This is a genomic window from Collinsella sp. OF02-10 (genome assembly GCF_003463445.1).
In the GTDB taxonomy this organism is placed as follows: Bacteria; Actinomycetota; Coriobacteriia; order Coriobacteriales; family Coriobacteriaceae; genus Collinsella.
In genome coordinates this window covers 80,426-101,894 of the sequence record NZ_QSCW01000007.1, presented here as the reverse complement: position 1 = coordinate 101,894, position 21,469 = coordinate 80,426, and the positions used below count along the sequence as shown (strand labels likewise).

6 protein-coding genes and 3 tRNA genes are annotated in these 21,469 nt (G+C 61.1%); all 9 read right to left on the bottom strand.

Features of this window, described 5'->3' with window-relative positions:
* Positions 1-203: 203 nt before the first annotated feature.
* Positions 204-1,559: an NADP-specific glutamate dehydrogenase gene (gene gdhA, locus DXA43_RS05140; protein ID WP_117806456.1), complete on the bottom strand. Its 1,356-nt coding sequence runs from the start codon at positions 1,557-1,559 to the stop codon at positions 204-206.
* Positions 1,560-1,821: 262 nt separating this feature from the next.
* Positions 1,822-1,918, bottom strand: a tRNA-Sec gene (locus DXA43_RS10265).
* A 72-nt stretch (positions 1,919-1,990) separates the two neighbouring features.
* The gene (gene selB / locus DXA43_RS05135) at positions 1,991-3,961 is read right to left on the bottom strand and encodes a selenocysteine-specific translation elongation factor (protein WP_117806455.1); all 1,971 of its coding nucleotides are present in this window, start codon (positions 3,959-3,961) and stop codon (positions 1,991-1,993) included.
* Complete coding sequence (gene selA / locus DXA43_RS05130) at positions 3,958-5,415, bottom strand: L-seryl-tRNA(Sec) selenium transferase (RefSeq protein WP_158564941.1); 1,458 nt, start codon at positions 5,413-5,415, stop codon at positions 3,958-3,960. The genes selB and selA overlap by 4 nt, the downstream gene beginning before the upstream one ends.
* Before the next feature lie 186 nt (positions 5,416-5,601).
* On the bottom strand, positions 5,602-6,438 hold the full coding sequence (locus DXA43_RS05125; RefSeq protein ID WP_117806453.1) for a formate/nitrite transporter family protein: 837 nt from the start codon (positions 6,436-6,438) through the stop codon (positions 5,602-5,604).
* A gap of 308 nt (positions 6,439-6,746) precedes the next feature.
* Positions 6,747-6,820, bottom strand: a tRNA-Gly gene (locus DXA43_RS05120).
* A gap of 6 nt (positions 6,821-6,826) precedes the next feature.
* Positions 6,827-6,903, bottom strand: a tRNA-Pro gene (locus DXA43_RS05115).
* A 91-nt stretch (positions 6,904-6,994) separates the two neighbouring features.
* Positions 6,995-8,353 carry a branched-chain amino acid transport system II carrier protein gene (gene brnQ, locus DXA43_RS05110; RefSeq protein WP_117757039.1) on the bottom strand — a complete coding sequence of 453 codons (1,359 nt, stop codon included), beginning with the start codon at positions 8,351-8,353 and terminating at the stop codon, positions 6,995-6,997.
* 117 nt (positions 8,354-8,470) lie between these two features.
* Positions 8,471-21,454, bottom strand: coding sequence for a leucine-rich repeat protein (locus tag DXA43_RS05105; RefSeq protein WP_117806452.1), 12,984 nt, complete (start codon positions 21,452-21,454; stop codon positions 8,471-8,473).
* Positions 21,455-21,469: the final 15 nt, after the last annotated feature.

The window sequence follows — 21,469 nt, the reverse complement described above, 5'->3', positions numbered from 1 at the left end:
GTACCAAACGAGGGGCCGCACACCGATTTAGGACAAAATCCACCCACCCATCCATAACTTGCGGTGATATACGGACTGATTAGCCGTTCTGGAACGCAAAACAATCCGTATTCCACCGCAAGTTATGAGGAGTCCTCCGGGATAGAAAAGGCTCCCAGCCAAGATGACTGGGAGCCTTCTGCGATGCTATGTCGAGCGAAAATTTAGCAGACGCCCTGGGCGAGCATGGCGTCGGCAACCTTCAGGAAGCCGGCGATGTTGGCGCCCATGACGAAGTTGCCCTCCTCGCCGTACTCCTTGGCGGTGTCGTCCACGTTGTGGAACATGCCGCGCATGAGCTGCTCGAGCTTGCCGTCGACCTCCTCGAAGGTCCAGGACAGGTGCTCGGCGTTCTGGCTCATCTCCAGGCCGGACACGAGCACGCCGCCGGCGTTGGCAGCCTTGCCGGGCATAAAGGCGACACCGTTCTCCTGGAAGTGGGTCGTGGCCTCGATGGTCGTGGGCATGTTCGCGCCCTCGCCGACCACCTTGCAGCCGTTGGCGACGAGTGCCTGGGCATCCTCGAGCAGCAGCGTGTTCTCGCGAGCGCAGGGCAGCGCGATGTCGCAGGGAAGCTGCCACACGCCGCGGCCGTCGCCCACGTGCCACGTGGCATTAGGCTTCTCGTCGACGTACATAGCGAGCGTGACGCCCTTGTCGTGGCCGGAGCGCTTCTTGTTGTAGACATGCTCGAGCACGGTGTAGTCGATGCCGTCGGGATCCTCGACCCAGCCGTGAGTATCGGAGCAGGCGAGCACCTTGCCGCCGAGCTGGGAGACCTTCTGGACGGCGTAGATGGCGACGTTGCCGGAGCCGTGAACGACGACGTTCTTGCCCTCGAAGGAGTCGCCGCGGCTCTTGAGGTACTCGTCCACAAAGTAGACCAGACCGTAGCCGGTGGCCTCGGTACGGGCGAGCGAGCCGCCAAAGGAGAGGCCCTTGCCGGTGAGGACGCCAGTCCACTCGTTGGTCAGGCGCTTATACTGACCGAACAGGTAGGCAACCTCGCGGCCGCCAACGCCCAGGTCGCCGGCGGGAACGTCGGTGTTGGGGCCGATGTGACGATAGAGCTCGGTCATGAAGGACTGGCAGAAGTGCATGATCTCGTTGTTGGACTTGCCCTTGGGGTCAAAGTCGGAGCCGCCCTTGCCGCCGCCCATGGGAAGGGTGGTCAGGCTGTTCTTGAGGATCTGCTCCAGGCCCAGGAACTTGAGCATACCCAGGGTGACCGTCGGGTTAAAGCGCAGGCCGCCCTTGTAGGGTCCAATGGCAGAGTTGAACTCGACACGATAGCCGCGGTTGACCTGGACCTTGCCCTGGTCGTCGACCCAGGGAACACGGAACATGACGATGCGCTCGGGCTCGACGAGGCGCTCCAGCAGGGCGGCCCCCTCGTACTCGGGGTGGGCGTCGAGCGCCGGCTGAATGGTGCCGAGGATCTCGGTCGCGGCCTGGATGAACTCAGGCTGCTCGGGATAGCGGGCCTTGAGCTCTTCGAGAACTTTCTGCGTGTAGCTCATGCTTCCTCCAATGATGGGAAACGAAAAATGTTGGTCGCGGCACCCTATGCGCCGCGAGCTTTATCGAGTATGGATAATATCGCACTGTTGCAGCAAAGTTTCGCATAAACCGACGAGCAGATGTTTCGTTTTGATTACGATGCAGGTAGAAGCGTTTTTGAGCACCCGACGTACAAATCGCGTGTTTCGAAGCTGTTTCGTCCACATGGTCCATACCACCACAAAGAGGACAGGCACCTTTGTGGTGGTTGGCAGGATGCGTTGGCGGGAACGTATGTGAATCGAACACATCCAAGACGTTTTGCACGCCTCACAACGGTTTTGAGGACCGCGGGGCCCACCGGAGCCCATCCGTTCCCAAACGTGGCGGTATTTTACCAAACCGAACAGCCCGCAACTGCAAGGAGGACCAGGGCAGCGATGCAAAGCCCCTAACGCAGCGATCTTAGGCCGCCGGCATCCTTGTCGAGTGCGGTAAAGCGCACGGCATCCAGGTGCTCCAAGATGCTAATGGCGCGCTTGCGTGACACGCCTAGGGCCTCGCGCAGCACGCTCGTCGTGGCAGCGCCGCCGTCGGCCTCGATAGCCGCGGCGACGACCTCACGTGCATGGGCCTCGGCGGCGGCAGACAAGGCAACGTCGCGTTCGATCTTAACGATCGCGCGGTTGAGCGAAAGCTCGCGCAGGGCACGCGTCATGGTGTCGCGATCGAGCTGCAGACGCTCACCCACCTCGGTCAGCGTCGCCGCACCGAGACCCGCCTCGTCGAGGACGGCCACGATGCGCTGGCTCGCCTCGCGCACCACACGTATCGCCGCAGCGGCAGAGTGCGGGTCGAACACCTCGGCACCGTCGACGGTGCACACGCCGCGCGCACAGCCCTCGAGAACGAGCGCGGACGCGATGTCTTCGCCCGCTGTCGGCCAGGCGGCATGCGCGACCTCGCCCGGCGTGAAACCCGTCTGCTTGGGCGCGGCCCCGTGCATGGCGGCCAGCGCGACGGAGAGCGTGGCGAGGGCGGCATCGAGCACAGCGGGGGCGGCATAGAGCTCCTCGGTCGAGCGCTCGGCACGAAGCGCCACGGCGTCACCCGAGGAAACCGCCCCGTGCAGGAGCGCAGCCGCCTCGGCACCCGAAAGATCGAGAGCACGGGCTGCGGCCGCGGCAGGCACGGGCAGGCGCTGCAGCCCCAACCATGCGGCAACGGCGGCGGCGCGGTCGTCGGCATCCAGAGCCCCGAGCAGCGCGCACTCGCCCGCGGAGAGGACGCGCGAGCGGCGACACCGCGAAAGAAGAACACGACCGCCGCCGATAAGCACCACCGGCGAGAACGCGAGCACAATGAGGCCGTCGCCCGATCGCACGGGAAGGCGCTCCTCCAGACGGACCTGCACGATGCGGGTCTCGCCAGCCTCAATAGGACCCTCACCCTCCATGAGCATGATTCGGCCGAGGACCTCCGCCGTGCCCGCCATCACATGCACGCGCGTACCGGACTCGAAGGGCGCGGGCTTGGTGCCCTCGCGCCCCAGATACGTGAAGCGGGCGATGAGCCTGAGCGTCGAGCCCTCGGCACCAGACCCGCAGAGGACCTCGCCACGCGGAAGGTCGCCCGCACCGTCGCCCACGATGTTGAGCGCCGCGCGCTGTCCGGGCAACGCCCGAGGAGTATCACCATGCACCTGAATCGCGCGCACGCGGCAGCACACGCCCGCGGGACATGAGACGAGCTCGTCGCCCACCGCTACGGGGGCATCGTGAAGCGTGCCCGTGACGACCGTCCCGGATCCCTTGATGGTGAAGCAGCGGTCGATGGGCAGGCGCGGGGCCAGACCGGGGCGCACCGGGCGGGATGCGGCATCGGCCAGGAAAGAGTCGATGGCGGCATCGAGGGCAAGGCGAACGTCCTCGATGCCCACGCCCGTGCGCGAGGAAACAGGCACCACGGGCGCATCGGCAAAGACGGTATCGCTGAGGAAGTCCATCACGTCGAGCTCGGCGAGCTCCGCCGTCTCGTCATCGGCCAGATCGCGCATCGTGAGCGCCACCACGAGGTGCCTCACGCCCAACAGCTCCAACACGTACACGTGCTCTCGCGTCTGCGGCATCACGCCCTCAACGGCAGAAACCACCAGCAACGCAACGCCCACGCCGGTGGCACCCTGTACCATCGCGCGCAGGTAGTGCGCATGCCCGGGCACGTCGACCAGGCCGACAAGCTTGCCGCTGGGAAGCTCGAGCTCGCCAAAGCCGAGCTCCGTAGTCATGCCTCGGCGGCGTTCGACCTCCAGACGGTCGGGATTTTTGCCGGTCAGCGCCTCGATAAGGGCCGACTTTCCGTGGTCGACGTGTCCTGCTGTTCCAACGACAACGGGACACTCGACAAGCTCACGCGCAGTCATCGATGCAAACTCGCCCGCACGGCATCGGCCAACGCGGACGCGCACAGATCAAGGTCGGTATCGTGCAAAAGCGTGCGAACGTCAAACAGTACCTGACCATGCTGCACGCGCGTCACGACCGGCGTATCGGGCTCCTGTACCATAGCGCGCTTTAGGCCATCGGCGGACAGGCGCCCATCGACGGGGCAAACGGCAACGCAAAAAGTTGGGAGCTCGACGGTCGGCAGCGACCCGCCGCCCGGGGCAGAGGCGCCCTCGACAACCTGCAGCTCCACCGCCTCCTCGAACTGAGAGTCGCGAAGCTTGCGCAGCATGCGGTCGTGCAGGCGCTTGGCCTGACGATCAAGCGGAACCGGCGCGCCGGAAAGCATGTTGAGCACCGGGATCTCACGATGTGCCGTATCGGGACCGGCCACATACAGACGCAGGGTGGCCTCGAGCGCCGCGAGCGTGAGCTTACCGGGGCGAAGCGCGCGCATAAGCGGATGAGAGGCGCAGGCGGCGATTGCCTGGGCGTTGCCAAGGATGATGCCCGCCTGCGAAGCACCGAGCAGTTTGTCGCCCGAGCACGAGACGACGTCAACGCCGGCGCAAAGGGATGCGGACGTGGGCTTCTCCCCCGCATCGGCGAGCACCCCGTCTGCAAGCAAAGCGCCTGAGCCTTGGTCCTCGTACAGCAACAGCCCATGCTCATGCGCCAGCGCAGAAAGCTCCGCCACGGAAGCCTCCTCGTGGAAGCCCTCGATACGGTAGTTGGAAGGATGGACTTTGAGGATCATCGCCGTGTTGGGCGTGATGGCGTTTCGATAATCATCCAGATGTGTGCGGTTGGTAGAGCCAACCTCGACAAGCTTGGCACCCGAAGCCGCCATGATGTCGGGGATGCGGAAGCTGCCGCCCACCTCGACAAGCTCGCCGCGGCTCACGATGACCTCTTTGCCGAAGGCATGCGCGGCAAGCACCAACAGCACCGCGGCGGCATTGTTGTTGACAACTAAGGCATCCTGCGCCCCCGTGAGCGTGCGCAGCAGACGCGCGGCATGCTCTTTTCGGCCCCCGCGAGCGCAGGTTGAGACGTCATACTCAAGCGTGCTGTAGCCTCGGGCGACATCGGTCACCGCCTGCACCGCCGCGGGAGCGAGCGGAGCGCGGCCCAGATTGGTGTGAATCACAACGCCCGTCGCGTTGACGGCAGGGCGCAGGGTCGGCAGCGACAGGCGATGGGTCCGCTGCTCAATTGCCAAGGCGAGCTCGCGCTTGTTCCTTGCAGGGGCGCCGGAGCGAATCGCCGCGCGCTCGGCATCGAGCTCGGCGTCAATCGCCTCGCGTACCATCGTGTCGCCTGCATCGCCAGCAGCCTTCATGACCGGCCACTCGGCAAGCAGCTCGTGAACGGCGGGAATGGAACGCAGGCGGCCGCGCACCTCGGCAGACATGGATTCGCAGTCGCTCATGAAAAGCCTTTCGACATGTTCAATAAAAAGCTGGTCCCCCGCGATCGTCATCGGGCAAATAAATACCGGCGCGCACGCAAAAGGGACAGGTCCATTATGGCAGCTCGTGACAAGACGTCGAAGCGCCTCGTCTAAAACCTGCCAAAATAAACCTGTCCCTTTTTGGTCGGTTATGGCTTGGTGGCTTTAGGCCTCCTTATTGGCGTAGATAAACCAGTAGCCCAGCGCCACGATCAGGGCGCCACCCACGATATTGCCCAGCGTGGCGACCGTAAGGTTGAGCGCCAACCCGGCAGCGTTGAGGGCATCGGCGCCAGCGACATCGGCTCCATGGCCGCAGGAGTGCATCAAAATGCCCATGGGCAAAAAGTACATGTTGGCAACGCAGTGCTCAAAACCGCAGGCTACAAAGGCAGCGATGGGCAGCAAAATGCCCACGACCTTGTCGACCACGGTCTTGCCGGCAGTGCCGATCCATACGGCCAGACACACAAAGATGTTGCACAGAATGCCGCGGAAGAAGATGGTAACGGCGCCGATCGTAACCTTACCGGCGGCGACACTCACCATGGTGTTGGCGACGGCCTCGCCGTTGAGTTTGTAAATGGCTGCCATGTAAATCAAAAAGACAACGAACAGGGCGCCGGCAAAGTTGCCGATCCACACAATAGCCCAAGCCTTGAGCATCTGGACGAGCGTGATCTTTTTGCTCTTAAGCGCGCAGACCATAAGCGAGTTGCCGGTAAACAGTTCCGCGCCGCAAATGAGCACGAGCACCAGTCCCAGGCAAAAAGCAAGACCGCCCACGAAGCGCTGGGCGCCCCAGCCAAGCGTGGGATCGCTCAGAAAGACCGTGAAGAACAGGCCGCCGAAGGCGATGAACGCGCCGGCGAACATGGCGAGCAAAAAGGCCTTCGAGACCGGCAGGTTGGCCTTGGTAACGCCTGCGGCCTCGGTCTTCGCCTCGATCGCGGCGGGCGCCAGGCAATCGGAGGTGGGGTATTCTGCCTTGCTCTGCGCCATGGAAATCACTTCTTTCTTACGATTCGGGACAAACGCTCCTGGTTCATTTGCCCCGCGAGGTCGGACGGTATAAAAATAAACGCGAGCCAAATTAGCATATTGGCCTGCGATTATATAGCTTGGAGCGGGCGACGGGAAGTCCAAGGATTTGCTTCGCTGCGGGCCTTCGGCCCTTGCGTGCTGCGCTGGAAAATGCTCACGCATTTTCTCAGCTCCGCACCCTGGCGGGTTCGATTCCCGTCGCCCGGCGCGTAAACGAAAACAGCTCTGATCCCCAAAGGAAACCAAAGCCGTTAAAACAATTCTTATGGAGCGGGCGACGGGAATCGAACCCGCGTCATCAGCTTGGAAGGCTGGGGTTCTACCATTGAACTACGCCCGCAAGATATGGTCGGGACGACAGGATTTGAACCTGCGACATCCTGCTCCCAAAGCAGGCGCGCTACCAAACTGCGCCACGTCCCGAAGGTGTTGAGCAGCTAAGGTCTAAACCTTGCGTGTCCCAAAGCGAAGGAAATTATAGGGGAGACTCCCCGCCTGTGCAAGCGACGATACCCTAGCTCCTCGAATGTACGACAAACCAGCTGTGGAGCAGGCCGATCACAAACGCCACCACGGCAACCGGCGCCCACGCGGCTCCAATGTCTGCCAGCGGCAGCGCATCGAACGGCAGCCACGCGCCCGTAAAGAACGCATCGCGGACCGAGGTAATCACGCTCTGCACTGCGACAACGCCGCCGACCCAGACCCACACCTGCGGATGCGCGTCGCAAAAACCGTGCACCAGACCCATAAGCACCAGCACGATGGCGACGGGGTACAGGGCGTTGAGCATGGGCACCGAGAACATAAGAATCACGTCGAGGCCCACGTTGGAAAGCACGCACGAAAACGCCGCGAACACAAAGGCGAGAACAGCAAAGGGACGACGCATGGCCTCCTCGGAAGCCTCCGCTCCCCCTTTGACCACATACGTCTCGCAGAAATAGCGCGAACAGCAGCTGATAAGGCCGATGCACACGTTCATGCAAGCGAGGAAGAAGATCGCAAAGACCACGACCGTGCCGGCGAGGCCAAAGTGCATAGAGGCGGAACGGGCGAGGATGGCGGCACCGTTGGTGGCATCGGGCATCACGGTGCTGAGCTGCGCGCCGGCAAGGCCCAAGCCGCAGTAGATGATGGCCATGAGCACACCGGCGATCACGCCGGAGCGCGAAATCTCGAAGGCAACGCGCTTGTCATCGGTAACACCCAGCTCGTGGATGGTCTCGGCGATGATGATGCCAAAGGCGAGCGACGCGAGCAGGTCCATGGTCTGATAGCCGGTCAAAAAGCCCTGTACGGCAGCGCCAGCATTATAGGGAGCCTGCGGCGCGGCAGCGGAGCCCAGCGGCGAGACCACAGCGGCACCCACGACCAATACGATAAGGGCAATGAGCGCGGGGCCCGTAATGCGGCCGAGCACGCGCGTGATGACGCCGGGGCGCAGCGTGAGCGCAAACGCGATGATAAAGAATCCAACGGCAAACACCAGGCGTGCCGTGCTGAGCGAGACGCCCTCGGGCAGCAGCGGCACCAGCATCTCGAAGGCCGTGGAGCTCGTGCGCGGAATGGCCAGGCACGGGCCAATGGCCAGATACACCGCCGCAACAAAGAACTCGCCAAACTTGGGGTGCACGCGGCCGGCAAGCTCGCGCGCCGTTCCGGCAAGCGCAACGGCGATAAAGCCCATGACGGGCAGGCCGATGGCGGCAATGAGAAAGCCAAGCATGGCAACCGGCGTGGCAGAGCCTGCCTGCAGCGCCAGCAGCGGCGGGATAATAAGGTTGCCGGCGCCAAAGAGCATCGAGAACAGGGCGATGCCGACGGTGAGGACATGGTCGGAGCGCAGACCGCGCGGGGCGGATGAAGCCATGGGACCACCTTTCGGGTCGAATCAAAACGGGACGGGCACAAGACCCGTCCCGCAAGTATATACGCTTTAGCAGGCTAAATCGCGCACAGCTTCAATCTAGCCACCCCTTTTGAGCCGTTACGCGTCCGAGCGACGACGACGCAGCAGCTCGAGCGCTATTGCGATAAGCGCAACGGCGCCCGCAGCCACGGCGACGGCCAATGGCGCGTGATCGCCCGTATCGGCGAGCTGCTGAGCGCTCGACTTGGAAGATTCCTTCTTGCCGGAGTTTTCCGCGCCCGATGCCTTTGCCTTATCAGCTGCGGAGTCATCCGAACTACCGGGTTTTGTCGGATCCTTTGAATCCGGCTGGTCCGAATCGGGCGTTCCGGGCTTTTCCGGCTCCGGCTTACTCGGGTTGTCGGGCTCAGGCTTATCCGGGTTATCCGGGTCCGGCTTGTCCGGCTGATCAGGCTCCGGTTTGCCGGGCTCGGGCCTGCCCGGGTCAGGCTGGTCGGGCTCGGGCTTGTCCGGCTGGTCCGGGTCAGGCTGGTCCGGGTCCGGCTTGTCCGGATCGGGTCCATCGGGCTTGTCCGGATCGGGAACCACCGGGTCCGGGTCGACAGGCTCTTGCTTCTTCTTCACCGTCAGCGTACCGGGCTCAACCGTGACATCAAAGTTCGGGTCGGTGACCGTCGCCTCGATCTGGTACTCGCCCGCCGGAGAACTCTCATCGGCGACGCAGGAGTACTCGACCTTCACGCCCGAGGTATCGGCCGAGCTCTCTAGGCTCGAGGTAAAGGCGGGATTCATCTCTCCCTCGAAGCGTTCAACATCGTCGACTTTTACCTTAAGCTTCGTCGGCGCAATCCTGAACTTGCGCGAGGCGGCGCCGATATACCCGTTGCTTCGCAGCGTGGCAACGGCGCGATACGTGCCGGCATCGGTCGGGGCCTCACTCGACGAATAGTGCGTGCCGCCCGTCCCGTAATACCTGACCCTCAGGTCACCTTCGCAGGCCTTGGGAACCCCCGTGACCTCGGGCGCCTGGGCGTCACCGCTATAGACGAAGTTGCCGCTCTCAAATGCAAGCTTGACCCGCTTCGCCTGAACGACCAGAACAAAGTGCGCGGTCCCGGTCTCACCCCGAGCGTCCTTGCACGTGATGTCAAAGCTAGACACTCCGGCCTTGGACGGGGTGCCCGAGAGCGTCAGGCCGCCCGCTGTGCGGGTGAGCTTAAACCCGTCGGGGAGCTTAGCGTCGTCCCATGTGTACTCATATGGAGCTTCGCCACCCGCGGCACCCGCAATCGTCGCTCGATACGTGCTATGCGCACGTGCGACCGGCAGCAGACCGCCGTTGAACACGAGGGCATCCCGGAGCACAACGGAAACGACGGCACGATCGCTTTCCACCTGCGCCTCGGTACCAAGGTAGCGCTGAGTGACGCGGCAGAAATACTCGCCGGCGCAATCCTCATCAAGGCCCTCGATGAGGAGCGTCTCCCCCGTCTCGCCCTCGAGCGCCACGGTCTCGCCGCCCACCATGTGGAACCACTGATAGGAAAGTTCGACATCGGCGGCGGAACCCGTGGACGAGGACGTGTGGTCGAGGACGCCCTTGCCCGCCTCGGCAGCAACCGAGAGCACAACAGCATCGCCCTCGTGGGCACTCGCGTCCTGTGGCTGCGCAATCACCTTCGGAGCGTCCGCTTTCGCGAACTCGAACGTAATCTCGTGCGACGCGGTGACGCCACTCAGCGTGACCTCGTACGCTCCGCCCTCATAGCCGGAAATATCGAGATCGATGGCCTTGTCCGAGCCGGCTTCCGTGACCGTCACCCGCTCGAGGTAGCAGCCCTCGTCGGGCGTCGCCGAGAGCGTCACGTCGCCGCCCGCATCAACGGTGACGGAAGCGTTGTCGACCGAACCGTTGACCGCCTTTGCCGTCACCTCAAAGCGCTCGGGCTTGTCCGGGTTATCGGGCTCGGGGTTATCAGGGTCGGGATTATCGGGATCAGGCTTGGGATCTGGATCAGGCTTGGGATCTGGATCAGGCTTGGGATCCGGATTAGGATTATCGGGCTCCGGATTATCCGGGCCGGGGTTAGGACCAGGATCAGGCTGATCGGGATCCGGGTTGTCCGGGTCGGGGTTATCCGGATTGTCCGGGTCCGGAACCACCGGGTCGGGACCGACGGGCTCCTGCTTCTTTTTCACCGTCAGCGTTCCGGGCACGACGTCGACATCGAAATTCGGATCGGTGACCGTCGCGCCGATCTGGTACTTGCCAGCAGGAGAGCTCTCATCGGCATCGCAGGAGTACTCGACCTTCACACCCGAAGTATCAACCGCACTCTCTAGGCTCGAGGTAAACGCCGGGTCCGCCTCTCCCTCGAAGCGCTCGGCGTCGTCAACCTTCACCTTGAGCTTTGCCGGAGCGATCTCGAACTGGCAGGCAGCGGCACCGATGTAGCCGTGGCTGCGCAGCGTGGCGACAGCGCGGTATGTGCCGGCATCGGTCGGGGCATCCGTCGAGAAATATTGCGTACTTCCGCATCCGTAGTACCAGACCTTCAGGTCACCCTTGCAGACCTTGGGAGCACCGGAAACTTCGGGGGCCTGCGACGCGCCATTAAAGGTAAAGTCGCCATCCGTAAACGTAAGCTTTACGCGCTTTGCCTGGACAGCGAGCGCAAAGCGGGCGGTCATGGCCTCGCCACGGGCATCCGTGCACGTAATATCGAAGGCGAAAACGCCCGTCTTGGACGGAACACCAGAGAGCGTCAGACCGCCCGAAGTACGGGAGAGCTTGAGCCCGTCGGGGAGCTTCGTCTTATCCCATGCGTACTCGTACGGAGCCTTGCCGCCCGCGGCCCCGGCAATCGTTGCGAGGTACGTGCCGTGCGCGCTCGCTGCCGGCAGCAGGTCGCCGTTAAACACAAGGGTGTCCCACGGCACGACGGAAACGGCGGCACAATCACTGTCCGCTTGCTTCTCAGTACCAAGGTAGCGTTGAGTGATGCGGCAGAAGTACTCGCCGGCTTTCTCGTCATCGAGGTCCGCGAGCGAGAGCGTCTCCCCCGTCTCGCCATCGAGCGCCACGGCCTTGCCATTCGCCATGCGGAACCACTGGTAGGAAAGCTCAACCTCGGCAGCGCAACCCGTGGACGAGGCCGCGTGGTCGGCGACGTTCTTGCCTGCCTCGGCAGCGACCGAGAGCACAGCCGAATCGCCCTCATGGACGCTCACGTCCTGCGGCTGCGCGACCACACGCGGAGCGTCCGCCTTCGCAAACTCGAACGCGACCTCCTGCGATGTGGTGACATCGCTCAGCGTGACCTTGTACGCCCCGCCCTTGTAATCAGAAATGTCGAGGTCAACGGTCGCATCCGAGCCGGCCTGCACGACCGTCACGCGCTCGAGGTAGCAGTCCTCGTCGGGCGTCGCCGAGAGGGTCGCGTCCCCGCCCTCAACAACCGAAACCAAAGCATTGTCGACCGAACCGTTGACTGCCTTCGCCGTCACCTTGTAGTGCTCGGGCTTCTTCTTGACCGTCAGCGTGCCGGGGTCGACCGCGACATCAAAGTTCGAATCGGCGACCGCCGCGTCGATCTGGTACTCACCCGCTGGCGATTTCTTATTCGCCGAGCAGAAGTACGTGACCTTTACGTCCGAGGTGTCGCAACGGCTCACCAAGCTGGAAGTAAACTCGGGATTTTCCTGGCCCTCAAAGCGCTCGGCATCGTCGACCTTCACCAGCAACTGGGCAGGTGCAACGGAAACCGACAACCCGACGTCCTCGGCGGCAAGATAGTTTCGAGACGCCTTGGCATGGGCGACAACACGTGCCGTACCGGCGGCCTTCACCGTCGCGCAGCGTCCCTTAATCGAAACCGGGCCCGCATCGTCATCGGAATCAACCAGCTCAAAGCTCACGGGAGTCTGGGCAACGTTATTAAACACAATGGGGTCTCCACCGTAAACACCCGAATAGCTCGTCGTTCCCATAATGACCTGGCTTGCCTTTGTAATCGAGAACTCGGCGGACTTTTTACCCTGATAGTTGGGGTCAGTCACCTTAACCGTGACGCGGTAGTTGCCACTGTCGCACGGCTCCAGCGCCGTCGGACCATAGGACGTTCCATCTATACCGCGATAGGCAACGGAATAGGCAGACGCATCAAGGCCGGCAACCGCAACCGCCGCACCGTGTCGTGCGCCATCGTATGTCACATCAGACGTCTCGATCGAAATATCGACCGGGGCCTTCTCAATCGTGAAGTCACAGGAGGCATTACCGACATATCCCTTGGCATCGAGCGTCGCCACCGCACGATACGTGCCGGCATCCACCGGCGCCTGATCCGACGAGTAATGTGTGTCACCCGTGCCAACATAGGTCAGTTTGACATCGTCCTCGCAACCCTCGGGCACGCCCGAGAGCTCCGGGGCCTGCGCCGTCGCGTTGTAGGTAAAGGTCTGGCCCTCAAATGCAAGCGGGGCTTTCTTCGCCTTCACGAGCAGCGCGAAGTGCGCATCGCACTTGTTGCCCAGGTCATCAGTGCACCTAATCTTGAAGCGACACACACCCGTGGCCGCAGGCACGCCCGAGAGCACCAAGGCGCCCGATCCGTCATCTGCCAGCGTCAGCTGCATGCCCTCAGGAACCTCAACATCATCCAAGTTGTACGCATACGGCGCCTTGCCGCCCATAGCGCCGGCAATCTGCGCGCGGTATTCATCGTGAGCGGTCGCCACCGGCAGCACGCGCCCGTTAAACACAAGTGCTTCTCGGGGCACGATGGATACCTTCGCATGTTCGGTATCCGTCTTTGCCACCGTGCCTAGGTAGTTCTGCGTAATGCGGCAGAAGTACTCGCCTTCGCCGTCGCTGTCGAGCTGGGCGATCGAAAGAGTCTCCCCCGTCTCGCTCTTCAGCGCCACCGCCTTGCCGCCATCGTCAGACACGCGATACCACTGGTAGCTCAGCTTGACGTCTGCAGCGGATCCAGATGACACGGCCGCATGGACGCGAACGTTGCGCCCCGCCTCGGCGACGACCGAAAGCTCAACCGGATCGCCCTCGTAAGCACTCGCATCCTGCGGCTGAGCGAGCACCTCCGGAGCCGCAGCCTTCACGAATTCAAACGTGACCTGCTGCGGAGCACTCACGCCACTCAGTGTGACCTCGTACGCCCCACCCTTATAGTCAGAAATATCAAGGTCATAGGCATTGCCGGCCGAACCGTCATCACCTGCCTCTTCGGCAACGGTCACGCGCGTCAGGTAGCAGCCCTCATCGGGCGTCGCCGAAAGCGTCACCTTACCATCCGTAGCGACCAAAGCAGACTCCGAATCAACCGATCCGTTGACCGCTCGGGCCGTCACCTTGTACTTGGGCGCCTCCGCAAAGCGCGCCTCGACGGTCATATTGTCCTCGGGGACAAACGTCCAGGTAGTATCCGTGTTCAGCGGCTCATCGCCCAACGACCCGTCGTCATTGCGCGCATACCACCCATCGAACACATACCCCGCATCGGGAACGGCAGTCAGGGTCGTGGACTCACCGTTCTCGACTTCGTTGGTCACGGCATAGCCCAGAGATTCGTCCTCGGAGGAACCCTCGACGTGTCCGCCCTGACGCGGATCAACCGCCGTCACCGACATCGTCGCCCGTTCATAAACGGCCGTAAAGGTTCGGTTGCCAAACACCACGCGGTTAATGACCGGCGTAAAGCCAACGGGCATGCCGTTCTCATCGACCCAGTATTTAAACTTCCAACCCTTATGCGGCACGGTAAACATAATCGCCGCGGAGTGGTAGGAGCCACCCGTACCGAGCGCTACCATCGAAAAGCCAGCATCCTTAGGATACGTAGCGACCTGAACATCGTAGCCCGTCTCGTAGAACACGGCCGTAAGCTGCCTATTCTCCTTTGCGGTACCGATATAGAACGCGCTGTAGCTCACCGTGACACCCGCATCGTCGACCCAATGCGAGAAGTGGTACTTCTTCCACGGAATCGCGATGGCCATAAACATGTCGCCCCTGTCGTAGGACCTGCTGCCGGCAGGAATGCCGTCGATCAGAAGGGCCGTACCGCGGAAGATGGACGAGCCAGTGACGGTAATGGTCACCTGTCCATCGGATTCGAACTGCGCGTAGTACGTTATGTCTTGCGTGGCGGTCACATCGAGGGTCGTCGCGGTCTCGACAATCGAGGTGCCCTCCTTATCGGTGCTCCAGCCCACAAAGCGATAGCCCATACCGGCAACAGCGGACAGTTCCACCTGGTCGCCCACGGCAAAGCTACCGCTGCCCGTAACACGGCAGCCCCTGTTCGAAGCCTTGTCCTTCACCACGACCTCGCCCGTAACGGTCACCTCGTACGGATCGGCAAACACGGCCTGGAGCTCCAACGTATCGTCCTCGAGCCCCTCGACCATGTCCTTGTCGAGCTTAACCCAGCAATGGGCGTCGCAGCTCAGCAGCAACTTGTTGCCCTCGGCATCCAGGACATACCAACCGACAAATCGCTTGGTACCCATAGGCGTAGCGTTGAGTTCGACCGTATCACCGAATTGATAGGAGCCCTCGCCGCTCAGGGTGCTAACGCTATCGTCACTCGCGCTCAAAACGACCTGATAGGACTTAGGCGTAAAGGTCGCCGTATAGGTGGCGTCACCCGCGACCTTAACGGTATAGTCGGCGTTCTCGCTGACTGTCTCGCCCTTGTCGTCCGTCCAACCCGCAAACGAATACCCGGTGTTGGCGATCGCACGAAGCGTTGCGCGGTCGCCAGCCTCATAGCCACCAAAGCCGCTCACGGCTCCGCCCTCGGCAGGCGAAGCAACGGTATGCACGACATACGAACCCGACGCAAAGACGGCATAGAGCGACGTATCCTCACGCACGGTAAATCGATAGGTTTTCTTGGAGCTCACGCATGTGCCGTTACGGAACCAGCCCACAAAAGCCGTATCCTCGGCGGCGACCGCACGCACGGTTGCGACCTGTCCAGCGGCATACGCCCCCGCGCCCTCGACCGTGCCCATGCTCTCCTCGCACGAGACGTCCACCGCATATTGCTTTGCCGAGAACACGGCCTGGAGCGTCGTGTCGGACGTTGGCATCACGTGATAGGTACTGTCACGGCTTACCACGGCGCCCGAAGCATCGGCCCAATACTCAAACGCATAGCCCGAAAGCGCATGCGCGGTCAGCGTGGCGGCATGCCCCGCCTCAACGGTACCCGTGCCCTCGACCCAGCCGGCGACACTCGATTCGACCAGCGAACCGGTGCCGGAATCGACTACCGTCGTGGCGTCGACGTCATAGCTTTTCGCCATAAAGCGAGCGACGTGCACATGGCTGCGCTCCTGGTGGCAGGTGAACTCCGCATCGGCAGACTCAAACGTGCCGTCTGCCGTATACCAACCAGTAAAGACATAACCGGGATTGGGCGTTGCCTTAAGGGCAACCTCCGCGCCGCGGTCCGCAAGAACGCGGCTCGCCTTGACGGTGCCGCCCTCCGCAGGATCAGCGAGGGGCACGCAGACGGTATCGATAGGCACAAAGCCCGCGGTAATAACGCAGTGCCCGGTTTTACCGCGAGCCTTCGCAACCAACGAGGTCTCGTGCTTAAGGCTCTTCAGGCGGCCATTGACGTACCAACCCCAGAACAAAAAGCCAGGATGGGCCTTGGCCGTCAAATGAAGGGTTTCCCCTAATTTAAACTTATCGGTCGTAGGCTTCACCACGGTCCCATTGCACGTCACGATACCGCCGAGCCATGAATCGGCGGTGACGATGGCCTCGGGTTTTGAGTCGGTAAAAATCGCGGTATAGGTATCGCTCTTGGTGACCTTGACGACCAGCTCGGCGGTATCGTACTCCTTACCGGAGCCATCCTTCCAATGGTCAAAACGATAGCCGTCGTTGGCCTTTGCCTTGAGCATCACCGTATCGCCGTAGCCACAGGTAACAGAAGATGCCCCCGGGTGCCCCTCGATCTCAACGGCACCGCGCTCAACAAAGGTCTTTTTTGCCTTCGCCGTCACGGTATACGTGTTTTCCTCAAACACCGCACGCACCGTGCATTCCACGTCCTCGGGATAGAACTCGAGGTAGCTGGGATCGGTGCCCAAAAGCAGGTCCGTCTTGGCGTCGTACCAGCCCTTAAAGGTAAAGTGTTTGCTCGCCTCGGCCGTGAGCTCAATGCTCAGCGTGGCAGGCTCGCCCTTCATGCAGTAGCCCTCGCCGTGCACCAAATATTTGCCCGCCATGGCCGCGGCCGGCTCAACGACAACGTCCACCTTGCAGGCACGCGTAAACTTTGCCTGGATCACGCAGTCGGTAATGGGCTCAAAGGTATAGGAGCGCTCGCTCGAAACCAGCGTCGAGGTGGCATCCGAGCCGCCGTTGCTCAGATACCAGCCGTCGAAGATATAGCCCTCGGATGTGGCGGCCTCCGCGGTCACGCGCTCGCCTTCGGGAACCTCGAGTACCATGCCAGCAGTCTCACCGCGCTTCAGCGTAACGGTACCGCCCTCGAGCGGGTCGGCCTCGGCACGCACAGTATGCGCATCCCTGCCGTCCATTACAGCCTCGATCCGGGCATTCCCGTTAACGCGGTATTCGCAAACTTCCTGCTTGTTGGCAATCGTGATGCCCTGCGCATCGGTTTCGCGCCACTCTACAAACCGGTACGTTTTCTCTGGATTGTCGGGGCGCACCTTGGGCCGCATCGTAAACGTGAGAATGTCGCCATCCTTCGCGCGAACCTTGCCGTCCACGACCGGTACGCCATCGCACAGAACCTCGGCGCTGTCGAAGGGATCGGTATTCACCAGGATGGTCTTATCCGCCTTGCGGAAGCGCGCAACCAGATGGCGGTCGACCTCGGCCTTGAAGATATACGTGCGCTCGGGCGAAACCTCGATGCCGTCCTCAAACCATCCCACAAAGGCATAGTCGGGACCCTCGCTCGCAGTGACCATAGCCTGATCGCCACGGGTGATGCTCTGCTTTACAGGGCTTGCGGTGCAGCCTGTCGAAAAATCGGCCTGAATGCCATCGGCTTCGGCAACTGCCGTGACCTCGACTTTTTTCTCAAAGACGGCCGTCATCTTTACAACCTCGGGCGTCAGGTCCGTGATCGTCATCGTCTTGAGAGGAGATGTCGAGACCTCGACGCCGTTCTCTTTCCAACATACGAAGCGATAGCCGGGATTGGCGACAGCCTCGAGCGTGGCGACCGTCCCCTCATAGTGGATACCGCCTCCGGTAACGGCACCGCCCACCTCGGGCTGCGCGGTGGCAATAATCTCAATCTTATGGTCGCCATGAGGCTTGGGCTTCTTGTGGTCGTCGATGATGTCCTTAATCTCCTTGAGCACCTTGGTGCCCACAGCGGCAACATCCTCAATGTTGTCGGCCATACCGATCTCAATCACCGCGTCGGCCGCGATGGGGTCGACAATCTCGCCCAGGCCATACATGGTGGCGAGAACGGCCGCAGCCGTAATCGCGGCGATGAGCGCGGCCTTCAGCGCCGCGAGTGACTCGTCGGGGTCAGTCGCCTCGCGGAAATGCGCGGTGTACTGCGCATCTCCCTCGAGCACAAACGTGTAGGACGGACCATCGTCGCCGGTAAAGACAACGTTGCCGAGGGCATCGGTCGCGTAGTCAAACACATAGCCAGGCATTGGCACCGCCACGACCGTTACGCGCGACCCGATGCCGTACAGACCGGTGGAAAGGAACTGCCCGAGCGGCTGCCCGTTCTCATCGACCCCATCCACACTCAGCACAACGCTCGCCTGCGGAGCGCAGTATCGCGGAGTGATCTCGATCCTAGCGTCAGTCTTGTCCTCGGACACAATCGCGTCCGCCTTGTCCACCGTATAGGTAAAGTCGAGCTGATCGCTCGCGGCGTACGCATCATCGCCCTCGCCCAGATACCAGCCTAGGAACAGGGCGTTATCCGTGACGGCGGAAACCTCAACCGTCTCGCCGGCATTGCGATAGCAGTTTTGGGCGGTAACACTCAGGTGCGCATAGTCCTGCGACGAATCGGTCGCCTGCGCATCGTTGACATGCACCGCATAGTCCTTGAGCTTAAAGCGAGCCTCCAGGGACAGATCCTTATCCGGCGTAAACGTGTAGACCGTCTCTTTGGAGATGTACTTGCCGGACTCGGTGTCATACCAGCCCTTAAACGTGATGTTGTCGTTGAGCATCCCCAAAGCACCGGCATCGAGCGTGACCTCGGCGCCCGCATCGATCGTCGTCGCGCCGGAAACATCGGGCAGCTCAACGCCGTCCATCAGTTTGCGTTCGCCTTTATCGATCGTTTGAGCATAGGAGATCTGGAACGACGTCGGCTCAGGCTTCTTAAGCTGTAGCGTGCCCTTGGTCTGGGTTTCAAAATGTGAATAGCCATCGTCATAAACGAGCTTTACGGGCTGTCCGTCCATCGACTCATCGAAGACGTCACCGTCGCATGGAGTCGCCGTAAGGTACTCACCCAGTTCTCCCTTTATGAGGGCTTCGTAGTTCCAAATCGATACCGAATGCGGGTAATCGAGCTCGACGCTCATGCCCTCGAGCGAAATGGTGTCCCCCGGCTCATAGGTCATGTTGTTGGGGTCGCATGAGATCTCAACGTTCCCGAGCACCTTGCCCACCGGGACGGGCAGGCAGCCGTTGCACCTCTCCCAAACAGCCTTGGGCTCTCCCTTGCTGTACTTTGGAATCATCTTTGCGGGGACCATGACGGTCATGTTGTATTTGGGGAACGTGTCGGTGTTAATGAGCACCGCATGGTTGCACCCAAAGAACACGGTCTCGAGATTGGTACTGCCAAACGCCTTTTCCGGCAACTCCTCGATCTTGGAGTTATATGGCAGCGTCAGCCCGCCGCTCAAGTCGGTGCCGTAGAAGCAGGTGTGGCCAAGCGTTTCGACCGTTGTGTTGCTCTCGAGCCCTGTGGTAGCAAGGTTCGAGCAAAACCTGAACGCGCAAACGCCAATCGATGTAATGGAGGCATTCTTGTCCAGGCCGGTATCGGTCAGAGCCTTGCAGCCTTCGTAGGCTCTGTCGGGAATCGATGTGAGGCCGACAACCTTGTCGAGCCCCGTGGACACCAGTCCACTCTCGGCAAACGCGGCGTCGCCCATAGAGCCAATAGTGGCAACCTCGTTGATGTTCAAACTCGTAAGCGACTTGCAGCCATAGAATGCCTCTTTCCCGATGGTGCCGATGGTCATACCGGAAAGGCTTATATCGGTGAGATTCGGACAGTTATAGAAGGCGTGCAGTCCAATTTTAGAAATGGAGCTATTCTCAAAGCGCACTGAACGCAGATTGGTAGAGTCAGCACAGAGCTGTGCGTCGACTTCATCAACCCCGTAATCGACAATCAAATTCGTTACCATTCGACCATCGACAGAGTTCTCGCGCGGGCTGTTCTCATCGATTTCTACTGTAAGATTTCCGTTTGCGTCGCACGGATACAGATAGTAGTTGGGCATGAGCTTGGCATACTCGTAGGCCGCCTGCTGCAGGTTGCCCTTGCTGTACGCGACAAGGCGCGTGTAGCCATCGTCGTACACGAGCTGTATAGGTTCTCCGTCCATCGACTCGTCGAAGACATCACCATCGCAGGGGGTCGCCGTAAGGTATTCGCCGAGTTCTTCCTTTATGAGCGCTTCGTAGTCGCTATCCATCGTCGAATGAGGATATTGAAATGTGACACTCATGCCCTCGAGCGAGATCTTTTCCCCCGGCTGATAGGCCATCTTGTCGGGATCACGCGAGATCTCAATCTTTTGGAGCATCTTGCCTACGGGGACGGGCAGGCTACCATTACAGCTCTCCCAAACCTCTTTAGGGTGGCCGCTTTCGTATTGCGAAACCATCTTGGCAGGGACCATGACAGTCATGTATTGCTTGGGAAACGTGGTGGAATTAATGAGCACCACATGGTCGCACCCAAGGTACACGGTTTCGAGCTTAGAGCCATAGAACGCACGGCTCGGCAATTCCTCGATTTTGGAATAAAGGGGCAGCGTCAGCCCGCCGCTCATATTGGTCCCGGAGAAGCAACCTTCGCGGAGCGTCTTGATCGTCGTATTGCTCTCAAGTCCGGTCGTCGCAAGGCGGGAGCAGTTTTTGAACGCATTAACGCCGATTGACGTGATGGATGTGTTCCCGCCCAGACCGGTATCGGTCAGAGCGCTGCAGGCATTATAAGCGTTCTCAGGAATCGAACTGAGACCAACGACCTTGTCGAGACCCGTAGACCGCAGCCCGCTCCAGGCAAACGCGGCATCGCCCATAGAGCCGATGGTAGCAACGTCATTAATGTTCAGGCTCGTAAGCGATCCGCACCCAGAAAACGCCTCTGTTCCGATGCCCCCAATGGTCATACCGGAAAAGCTGATATCGGCGAGATTGGAGCACCCAGAAAAGGCGTGTAGTCCAATTGAAGAAATAGAGCTGTTCTCAAAACGCACCGAACGCAAATTGGAGGAATACTCACAAATATATCCGGGGACCCCATCCACTCCGTAATCAACGATCAGATTGGTTACCAATTTACCGTCGACAGAGCTCCCGTACGGGTCGTTTCCATCGATCTCTACCGTAACGCTTCCGCTTGCATCGCACGGATACACATAGCCGTTCGGCATAAGCTTGGCATACTCGTAGACCGTTGGGTCCTCATACACGAGGGGATCGACTTCGCTGTCATCGGACGAGGACTCTGACGTTGCAGGCGAGCTCTTTGCAGCATCGGAATCAGTCGCAGCACTTGTGAGGTCCTGCGCTAGGCTCGTCCCGGGGGTGTCGGATGCCGCGTTGGATGAGTCGTCCTGCGTATTATTCGTTTGGTCGGAAAACGTGGACGAAGCGTTTTCGTCCGAAGGTGATGATCCATCGACCGCATCGGTATCGGAGCCCGAGTCGGTCTCTTGGGCCTCGCTCTCCACGGCGACCGCCCCGGCATCATCGGCATAGGCCGTGCTGGGCGCAAGGGGTATCGAGGTCAAGACCATCGCGACCGAAAGATAGACGACTAAAAACCTATAGAGGGCAGCAGTGATCCTGTTCATAGGAACCTTCCCGCA